Origin of the sequence: Bacillus sp. BB51/4, from assembly GCF_008368845.1 — a bacterium.
GTDB lineage: Bacteria > Bacillota > Bacilli > Bacillales > Bacillaceae_G > Bacillus_A > Bacillus_A wiedmannii.
Map to the genome: position 1 here is coordinate 128,660 of NZ_QOSC01000001.1, position 8,980 is coordinate 137,639.

General features: G+C 38.4%; 4 protein-coding genes and 13 tRNA genes. 1 reads left to right on the top strand and 16 read right to left on the bottom strand.

What is annotated here, in order from left to right; translation table 11 throughout:
- Positions 1–5: 5 nt before the first annotated feature.
- Positions 6–4,229, top strand: coding sequence for a S8 family serine peptidase (locus DN392_RS00715; protein ID WP_088321317.1), 4,224 nt, complete (start codon positions 6–8; stop codon positions 4,227–4,229).
- A 171-nt stretch (positions 4,230–4,400) separates the two neighbouring features.
- On the opposite strand, the gene DN392_RS00720 is transcribed toward DN392_RS00715, so the two are convergent.
- The 16 genes from DN392_RS00720 to DN392_RS00805 all read right to left on the bottom strand — a co-directional run bounded on the left by DN392_RS00720 (position 4,401) and on the right by DN392_RS00805 (position 8,947).
- Positions 4,401–5,345 carry an L-lactate dehydrogenase gene (locus tag DN392_RS00720; RefSeq protein WP_000715335.1) on the bottom strand — a complete coding sequence of 315 codons (945 nt, stop codon included), beginning with the start codon at positions 5,343–5,345 and terminating at the stop codon, positions 4,401–4,403.
- A 538-nt stretch (positions 5,346–5,883) separates the two neighbouring features.
- Entirely contained in the window at positions 5,884–6,912 is a 1,029-nt protein-coding gene (locus DN392_RS00730) for a DUF4179 domain-containing protein (RefSeq protein ID WP_064449158.1), read from the bottom strand.
- Positions 6,905–7,435 carry a sigma-70 family RNA polymerase sigma factor gene (locus DN392_RS00735; RefSeq protein ID WP_064056408.1) on the bottom strand — a complete coding sequence of 177 codons (531 nt, stop codon included), beginning with the start codon at positions 7,433–7,435 and terminating at the stop codon, positions 6,905–6,907. The genes DN392_RS00730 and DN392_RS00735 overlap by 8 nt, the downstream gene beginning before the upstream one ends.
- Positions 7,436–7,752: 317 nt before the next feature.
- Positions 7,753–7,824: transfer RNA gene (locus DN392_RS00745), tRNA-Glu, on the bottom strand.
- 5 nt (positions 7,825–7,829) lie between these two features.
- Positions 7,830–7,920 (bottom strand) — tRNA-Ser (locus tag DN392_RS00750).
- Between the two features lie 6 nt (positions 7,921–7,926).
- A tRNA-Asn gene (locus DN392_RS00755) sits at positions 7,927–8,001 on the bottom strand.
- 7 nt (positions 8,002–8,008) lie between these two features.
- A tRNA-Ile gene (locus DN392_RS00760) sits at positions 8,009–8,085 on the bottom strand.
- 10 nt (positions 8,086–8,095) lie between these two features.
- Positions 8,096–8,166: transfer RNA gene (locus DN392_RS00765), tRNA-Gly, on the bottom strand.
- 13 nt (positions 8,167–8,179) lie between these two features.
- A tRNA-Lys gene (locus DN392_RS00770) sits at positions 8,180–8,255 on the bottom strand.
- Positions 8,256–8,265: 10 nt separating this feature from the next.
- Positions 8,266–8,341, bottom strand: a tRNA-Thr gene (locus DN392_RS00775).
- Positions 8,342–8,355: 14 nt separating this feature from the next.
- Positions 8,356–8,424 (bottom strand) — tRNA-Phe (locus tag DN392_RS00780).
- 58 nt (positions 8,425–8,482) lie between these two features.
- Positions 8,483–8,559 (bottom strand) — tRNA-Met (locus DN392_RS00785).
- A 27-nt stretch (positions 8,560–8,586) separates the two neighbouring features.
- Positions 8,587–8,679 (bottom strand) — tRNA-Ser (locus DN392_RS00790).
- Between the two features lie 17 nt (positions 8,680–8,696).
- Positions 8,697–8,773 (bottom strand) — tRNA-Ile (locus DN392_RS00795).
- A gap of 4 nt (positions 8,774–8,777) precedes the next feature.
- A tRNA-Met gene (locus tag DN392_RS00800) sits at positions 8,778–8,854 on the bottom strand.
- A gap of 20 nt (positions 8,855–8,874) precedes the next feature.
- Positions 8,875–8,947 (bottom strand) — tRNA-Ala (locus tag DN392_RS00805).
- Between the last annotated feature and the right edge of the window lie 33 nt (positions 8,948–8,980).

Here is an 8,980-nt window from a genome sequence, read left to right on the forward strand (position 1 = left end):
TATACATGAAAAAGAAAAATCGTTTTGTTACCGGAATTGTAACGGCTGGTGTTCTATTTTCAACTGCCCTTCCGTTCAATGTACTTGCTGAAAACCCTATTAACCAAATTGACCCTTCAAACGCCCAGTCTTTACTATCAAAACTTTCAAAAGAACAGCGTCAGGCATTACAAACGTTAGATGCCAATCCTGGTTTTACGATTTCACCAGATATTAATACGAGCAGTTCCGAACCAGTAAATATCATTGTAGAATTTCAAACTGCGCCAGTAAAGATTAATGAATTAAAACAAAAAGAAAAAGGGTTACAAGCTGCTCCTGAAAATATAAAGGCACGTATTGATCAAGAACATGAGGAATTCCAAAAAGGATTAAAACGCCTTTATCAATTTAGCCCATCAGTAAAATCAGGGAATTTCCAGTCTGTACAAATTAAACGTTCTTATAAGCACGCTATAAATGGCGTTGCGCTGACATTACCTGCAAATACAGTTGAAGAATTGTTAAGAATTGGCGTTGTAAAACGTATTTGGAAAGATTACGAAGTGAAATTAAATTTACCAAAACAAGCAGAGCAGAAAGTACCTCAAAAACTAACAGATAGCATTCCCCAAATTGGGGTAGATAAGTTACATAGCGAGGGTATTACCGGAAAAGGAATTAAAGTTGGTGTACTAGATACAGGTATTGATTACAATCACCCTGACTTAAAAGACGTGTATAAAGGCTATCGCGCAAAACCGGGTGAGGATTCTAGTAAGATAGACCCAAACTCCGTAAAAGGTTGGGACTTTATTAATAACGATGCAGATCCGATGGAAACTACGTATGCAGAATGGCAACAATCTGGCGCTCCTGAATTTGATGATCGTGGCTCTTCCTTCTACACCGCGCATGGTACTCACGTAGCAGGTATCGTTTCTGCTCAAAAGAAAAATACATCCGATTCCGCAGTAAAAGGTGTTGCACCTGACATTGAACTGTATAACTATCGTGTACTTGGTCCATACGGAAGCGGAGATAGTTCTGGTATTATTGCTGCAATCGATAAATCTATTTCTGACGGTATGAACGTTATTAACTTATCGTTAGGTGACGATAGTAACAATCCACTTGATCCAACGTCTATCGCTGTCAATAACGCAATGCTTTCCGGTGTTGTTACAGTCGTTGCTGCTGGGAACTCTGGTCCAAATCCAGCGACACTCGGATCACCAGGTGCTTCTCCATTTGCGATTACGGTCGGGGCAAGTGATTGTTCTATTTCCTTACCAAAACTATCAGGTCATGCTGGACAAGTACAATTCCCTAACTTAATTTTATTTGGCAAAAACTTCACTGATAAAATAGAAGATTTCAAAGGACAATCTCTCCCTATTGAATCTGTAGGAATCGGTACGCCTGACGAATTTAGTAAAAAGGATGTAAAAGGGAAAATCGCTCTCGTTGCACGTGGTACACTCTCATTTGATGAAAAAATCGCGAATGCGAAACAAGCTGGTGCAAAAGCCGTTATTATTTATAACAATGTGGACGGAGAAATTCCTTTCTACGTTGGCGAAAGCACAAAATACATTCCAGCATTCCGCCTAACGAAAGAAGATGGTGAAAAACTAAAAGCTCAAATCGAACAAGGTAACACCTCCTTTACTTTTGGCGAAATTAGTTATATTCAAACAGAAGGCGATCATCTTGCAGACTTTAGCTCACGCGGCCCTGTTACATCAAATGATGATATTAAACCTGATATTACAGCACCTGGTGTTGCTGTACTTTCAACAGTGCCTGAATATATTAACGATCCACAAGAAGGCGAAAACTATGACGTTTCCTATGAGCGTATGCAAGGAACATCTATGGCATCCCCTCATATCGCTGGCGTTGCTGCTCTTATTTTACAAGAACACCCAGAATACTCTCCATTCGATGTAAAGGCGTCTCTTATGAACACGGCTGATGATTTAAAAGAAAAGTATTCTGTATATGAAGTTGGAGCTGGGCGAGTAGATGCATACAACGCTGTTCATACAGAAACAAGCTTTAAAGTATTAGATACGACAAAAACTGTTGTAAATGATGAAGTAATTGAAGTACCAGAAGAAACTGGATCTATTGCATTCGGTAAGTTTTATCAAAAAGACGGTGAAGCTCTTGAACAAAAACGAAATATAAAAGTGGAAAACCATAATAAACAAGAGAAGAAAGAATTTAAAACAGAAATTTCTTATACACCGGCTTCTTCTACTATTAACGATGCTGTCGCAAACAGTGTAAAAGTCTCTGTTCCAGAAACAATTACTCTTGATGCTGGCAAATCAGATGAAATCGAAGCAAAAATTAATGTCCCAGCCGGTGTAAAACAAGGCCGATATGAAGGATATATTCATATTACAAATACGAAAAATAAAGAAGAAACGTATCAAATTCCGTTCTCTATTCGTGTATCAGAGCCTGGTATTGAAAACGCGATATTATCAAGAAAAGCCATTTCAACTGATACATCGAAATTTAATCCATACGGTGAATCCTATGTTCACGGGGCATTCCAATTAAATAGCGAACTTGAAACGTTAGATCTTATCGTGAAAGATTCCAAAACAAATAAAGCGCTCGGCTTCATTGGAACATTAAACACGAGTGGACTAAAAACGGATGTGTATTATTACTTAGATTCATTCTTTAACGGAAAAGTATATCCTTTTACAAATGATCCTGCAAAACCAATCGGTGATGAGAAAATCAACTTACCAGAAGGAGACTACACAATTGAGTTTGTCGGCTACGATAAAGCCGGGAAAGCACGTGTGAAAGGTGATTATGTCGTAATTGATAATACACCACCGGAAGTGAAATTAACGGGATTAAAACCTGGTATTTATGAATTAAATGAAGAGAATTATACAGTGGAAGATGGCAAAAAGGCACTATGGATTAAAGGTAATGTATATGATTCAAACGTTGACTACTTAAAAGGAAAAGGCTTAAACATTACGCAAGAAGCGAATGGCGTTATGTACTATGATTATTCCCCATACTTGCATAAGTTTTTACCTATTAATGCAAATGGTGACTTTAAAGTTGGCATTACTCCTGAATCCTTTAAGGTGGAAGGCCCAATGAACACAGGCGTATATATTTTCGATTATGCAACTGCAGGACCTGACTATCCAAACGGTGTAAATAACTATTGGTTTATCCCACAAGGAGCTCAATATGCGAAAACTAGCTATGATAAAAAAGAAGTATACAAAAATGATGAACTTACTGTAACCCTAAATGCGAAACACGTAAAACAATTCGTTGCTGGGGAATATAACGTAAAATTCCTAGAGAAGAACTTCAAATTTGCAAATGCGAAATTGAATCCTGCTTTTGAAAAACTCCTTTCTGAAAAAGGGGTAACAGCAAAAGTAAATGAACCGAAACTAGAAGCAGGTTCTGTTACAGTGGGCGGCGCTATCGATGACAAAAACTTCGCTGGATTAGATGGTGATTTCCCATTCATTGATGTAACGTTCAAAGTAGAAAATGATGAGTTTTATGAAGCAAATGCTCAATTAGATTTATCAGTGTTCGCTTACTGGAAACAAGGTGAATCAGAACCAAACAGAATGCGTGTACTTCAAGATCAAACATTCTCAGTTATGTCCTTAAACTCACTAGTAGAAGGAAATATTAAACCTGTTGCATTCTTAAATGAACGTGGATATTTAGATGAAAAATTCGATTATACAAAGCTTGGCGTAAAAGTATATGCAACAGATTCCTACCGTCATAAGTTTGAAGGCTCACTAGATAAATATGGATACTTCAAGCTGAATGGAATTCCAGCTAATAAACGCGACTATAACTTATATGTAGAAGTTCCAGGACATTTAACAAGCCGTCTAACAACGAAATTAGGTACTGAAAAAGATGGTAAGCTGCTTGGCCAATATTATTATGCACGCCTTGATGAAAACCTTGCCGGTGATGTAAACGGTGATAAAGTAATTGATATAAAAGATGCTGAAATTATCGCTAGCAACTATGGTAAAAAAGGAGTATCTGTAAAAGACGGAGACCTTAACAAAGATGGTATTGTCGACGAAAAAGATATTCGCTTCGTTGAAAAGAACTTCTTGAAAAAGGGTCCGGATGCATCTAAATCACAAACACCTGCGGAAAAATCAAAAAGCGGTACACTGGCAGATATCTTAAAGAAATTGGGATTAACGCCTAAAAAATAATAATAAAGAACACTCTACGTAAAGTAGAGTGCTCTTTTCTATAAACGATCCTTATCCAGCAAAAGGGGTATATTGGGGATATACAAGGGAAACCGGAAAAGGAATTTATATTAAATTATATGAATTCAGAGGTAGGAAGCAGTGTCCCGCCTCTGAATGATTTATCAATTATTATAGTACTGGTGCCATTGTTTCTTTTAATACTTTTACAGAATGAGCGAATTTCGCTTTTTCATCTTCATTTAGCTCAAGTTCTACGATTTCACGTACACCTTCGCGGTTAATAACAGCTGGAACACCTACGAAAGCATCTTTCTCACCGTATTGTCCTTCAAGGTATGCAGATACAGTTAATACGCTGTTCTCGTTGCTTAAGATTGCTTTAGTTACACGAAGTAGTGACATACCGATTCCGTAGTAAGTTGCACCTTTACGCTCGATGATATGGTAAGCTGCATCACGTACGTTTTCGAAGATTTTGTCTAAGTCTTCTTGTTTGTACTGTTCGTTGTTAGCTAAGATTGTTTCTAGTTTTTGTACACCGATAGTAGCGTGGCTCCATACTGGAAGTTCAGTGTCACCGTGTTCACCAACGATGTAAGCATGAACGTTACGTGGATCTACATCTAAGTAGTCACCTAACATGTAACGGAAACGAGCAGAGTCTAAAGTTGTACCAGAACCGATTACACGCTCTTTTGGTAGACCAGATTCTTTCCAAGTTACGTAAGTTAAAATGTCAACTGGGTTTGTAGCGATTAAGAAAATTCCATCGAACCCGCTATCCATAATGCCGCGAACGATTTGTTTAAAGATTTTTGTGTTTTTCTCAACTAAATCTAAACGAGTTTCACCTGGCTTTTGTGGTAATCCAGCAGTGATAACTACTAAATCTGCATCTTTACAATCTGCATAGCTACCGCTCCAAACTTTTGTTGGCGCTGGAGAGAATGGTACCGCATGGCTTAAGTCCATTGCTTCTCCTTCTGCTTTTGCTTCATTAACATCTACAAGTACGAATTCTTCAGCTACACCTTGGTTGATCATTGAGTAAGCGTAACTACAACCTACAGCTCCTGTTCCTACTAATACTACACGATTGATACCTTTTTTCATGTTAATTTCCCCTCTCTATTGTTCACATATATTTTTTTATGATTGTTTAAGTAATTAATTAAAATACTAATTTAATGTTGTTTAACTTCTTTACATTCATATTGTAGCACGTATTATTGTGAATTACTTCACAAATTATGACCTATTTGTGAACTTTTTCACATAGAGTGTAAAGTTGATGGAATAGGTGTGGAATCCATTTCAATGGAGGCGTTTTCTTTAGATTGTGAAAGGGTTTTTCTTATGTTTTCTTCGGTGATTGAAATTATATCGGCGATTTTCTGAATATATCAAGCGCAACTCCAGATATATCAGCGATTTTTTGCAATATATCGACTTACCGACAAAGCCCGCCAATGATGACAGCATAAAAAACGCCATCCTTTCTGTATATTTCTACAAAAAGAATAGCGTTTTTTGATTATATGGATACAAATTTATCTTAGCTGGATAGCGATATTTTTTCCATACACGTCAAATTAACATACCATCACTTATTAACAGTCAATAGACATGAAAACCTAGCAAAGCTCTTCAATTATTGTAGCAACACAGTTGTTTTTAAATCTTCAGCACCTCCATTTTTTAATGTATCATTTTGACCACTAAGATACGTAGGTTCAATTGTTAAGGATTTTGGAGGATTATCCATTGGTGGAAGAGCTAAAACAATATGGTGTCCGTATAGTCCCGTGCTACCAACTTGCAAGCTGACTCCTTCGTAGATTTTTCCTTTATCATCAGTGACAGTATAATCAAGTGCTGGCCACCTATCATTAGCTTCCATTTCTTTTGGATAATCAAAGGTCAAATCAATCCTCGTTGAAAGTGAAGAAAAGGTTACTTGATCTACTGTTAATGCATACAGATTATCTTTCGTTAATGTTTTTATATTAGGAGTGAATTTACGAATCTCATCTTCAACTTTTGTAAGAGGAAATGCTACGTTCCATGTTCCTGTTTTTCCAAATAAATCTTCTCCATGGACGGAAACATCAATTTTATCACCAAATTCACCGTAATTAGCCAGAGTGAATTCATGCTGCTCGATAATGGTGTTTCGTCCTTTTGACTTCTGTGAAGTAGAACCAATCGCAGATTTGACTTCTTTCCCATTAATGGTTACATAACTAAGTCCAGCTTTATCTTCATTACTATTGGAAATAGTATTTTCTCCTTTGTATTCCACTGTGATTACTAAACGTCCACCATCGTAAACAGCTTCTTTCACATTCATCGTTAAACCACTATGGTTATCTTGTCTCTCAATTGATGTAGCAAGCTCATCCTTTTCAATTTTATCAGAAGCAATATCATTAAATTGTGCATAAATCGGGCCTATAACTGGAACACTCGATAATGTCTTTGCCATAGTAGGAGAAATGAATCCAAAACCTAAGAGAGAAACACATATTCCACAAGCAACAAGACTAGAATACTTGATTGTTTTTTTTCTACGGTATTGATTTTTCTTAGCTTGGAGCATGGCTGTTTTTTCTCTTTGAATTAACCGGTCTTCTGGTATAGGAATATCATTGATATGGTGATTAAATTCATCTTTATTCATAACTATATCCCTCCTTTAAAATGGGGCGTAAGGCTTGCTTTGCTCGATGTAATTGAGATTTTATCGTTCCTTCTGGAGAATTAAGAACCTCAGCAATTTCTTTAATAGATAAATCGTGATAATACCGTAATAAAATAATAGTTTTGTAAGTAGGATCTAAGAAATTAAATGCCTCGGTTAAATCCAATGATTGTTCTAATGTATTCATGCTCTCTTCTGTACATAAATTAGCAAATATTTCATCATTCGCAACAAATTGTCTAGAGGATTTTCTTACAAAATCAATGGATTTAAAAACAAGAATTTTGATAATCCAACTTTGAAATTTCTCCGGCTTTTTTAATTTTCTCAGTGAAAGATATGCTTCATAAATTGTTTCTTGGTATATATCCAGTGCATCTTGTTCATTTCTTACATAAGAATAGGCTGTTCGATATAATTTTGGGCGAACAAAAGTAATGAGTTGTTCAAATGCTTGATCATTTCCTCTTGTTGCTTGTTTTACTAAATAGGCTATGTCCATTTTTATTTCTTCCTCCCTTTACTAATATAGTCGAATGAGAGAATAAAAAGGTTGCAAAAATAAGTGCATATACATAAATCTTCTACAATTTATTGCAATGATTAAGACCCAGCATTAAAGAAAAGACACCAGAAATCCAGATAGAAATAGATGTTTCTACAATAATCTTTTCATACTCCATCGCTCTCTCCTTTCTATTAGTTAGACGATTCAAATAGAAAAAAGTATACAAGAAATCTATAAAAAAAAGCAGACTATTCAAAGTCCGCTTTTACACAATAAAAAAGAGATAGCAGATTATGCTATCTCTTTTAGTATGACCCGTACGGGATTCGAACCCGTGTTACCGCCGTGAAAGGGCGGTGTCTTAACCACTTGACCAACGGGCCAATTCTGGCAGAGAAGAAGGGATTCGAACCCTCGCACCGCGTTCGCGATCTACTCCCTTAGCAGGGGAGCCCCTTGAGCCACTTGGGTACTTCTCTATAATATGGCTCCGCAGGTAGGACTCGAACCTACGACCGATCGGTTAACAGCCGATAGCTCTACCACTGAGCTACTGCGGAATAATTATGGTGGGCCTAAATGGACTCGAACCATCGACCTCACGCTTATCAGGCGTGCGCTCTAACCAGCTGAGCTATAGGCCCATAATTGAAAAGCGGGTGAAGAGAATCGAACTCTCGACCAGAGCTTGGAAGGCTCTTGTTTTACCACTAAACTACACCCGCATTAAATTGTAAATGGTGAGCCATGAAGGATTCGAACCTTCGACCCTCTGATTAAAAGTCAGATGCTCTACCAACTGAGCTAATGGCTCATTTTGAAAGTGGTGCCGACTAGAGGACTTGAACCCCCAACCTACTGATTACAAGTCAGTTGCTCTACCAGTTGAGCTAAGTCGGCTTGCTACTTCAAAATGGTGGCTCGGGACGGCCGCCGACACGAGGATTTTCAGTCCTCTGCTCTACCGACTGAGCTACCGAGCCTTTATGTAAAAAAATGGCGGACCCGCACGCATGTTAACCACTACACCACGGGACCATTTGGTTGCGGGGACAGGATTTGAACCTGCGACCTTCGGGTTATGAGCCCGACGAGCTACCGTGCTGCTCCACCCCGCGATGATAAAATATTTAATTTAGAAAAAATGGAGGAGGTAGAGGGATTCGAACCCCCGCGCGACTCTCGCCGCCTGTCGGTTTTCAAGACCGATCCCTTCAGCCGAACTTGGGTATACCTCCGAGATATAAAGCTTTAGTGGTGGACCTTGTAGGACTCGAACCTACGACCGGACGGTTATGAGCCGTCTGCTCTAACCAGCTGAGCTAAAGGTCCTTTATGGTAGCGGCGGAGGGGATCGAACCCCCGACCTCACGGGTATGAACCGTACGCTCTAGCCAGCTGAGCTACACCGCCATAAAAGATATTAAAATAAGTGGAGCCTAGCGGGATCGAACCGCTGACCTCCTGCGTGCAAGGCAGGCGCTCTCCCAGCTGAGCTAAGGCCCCGTGTTTTTGGAAAATCGGGAAGACAGGATTTGA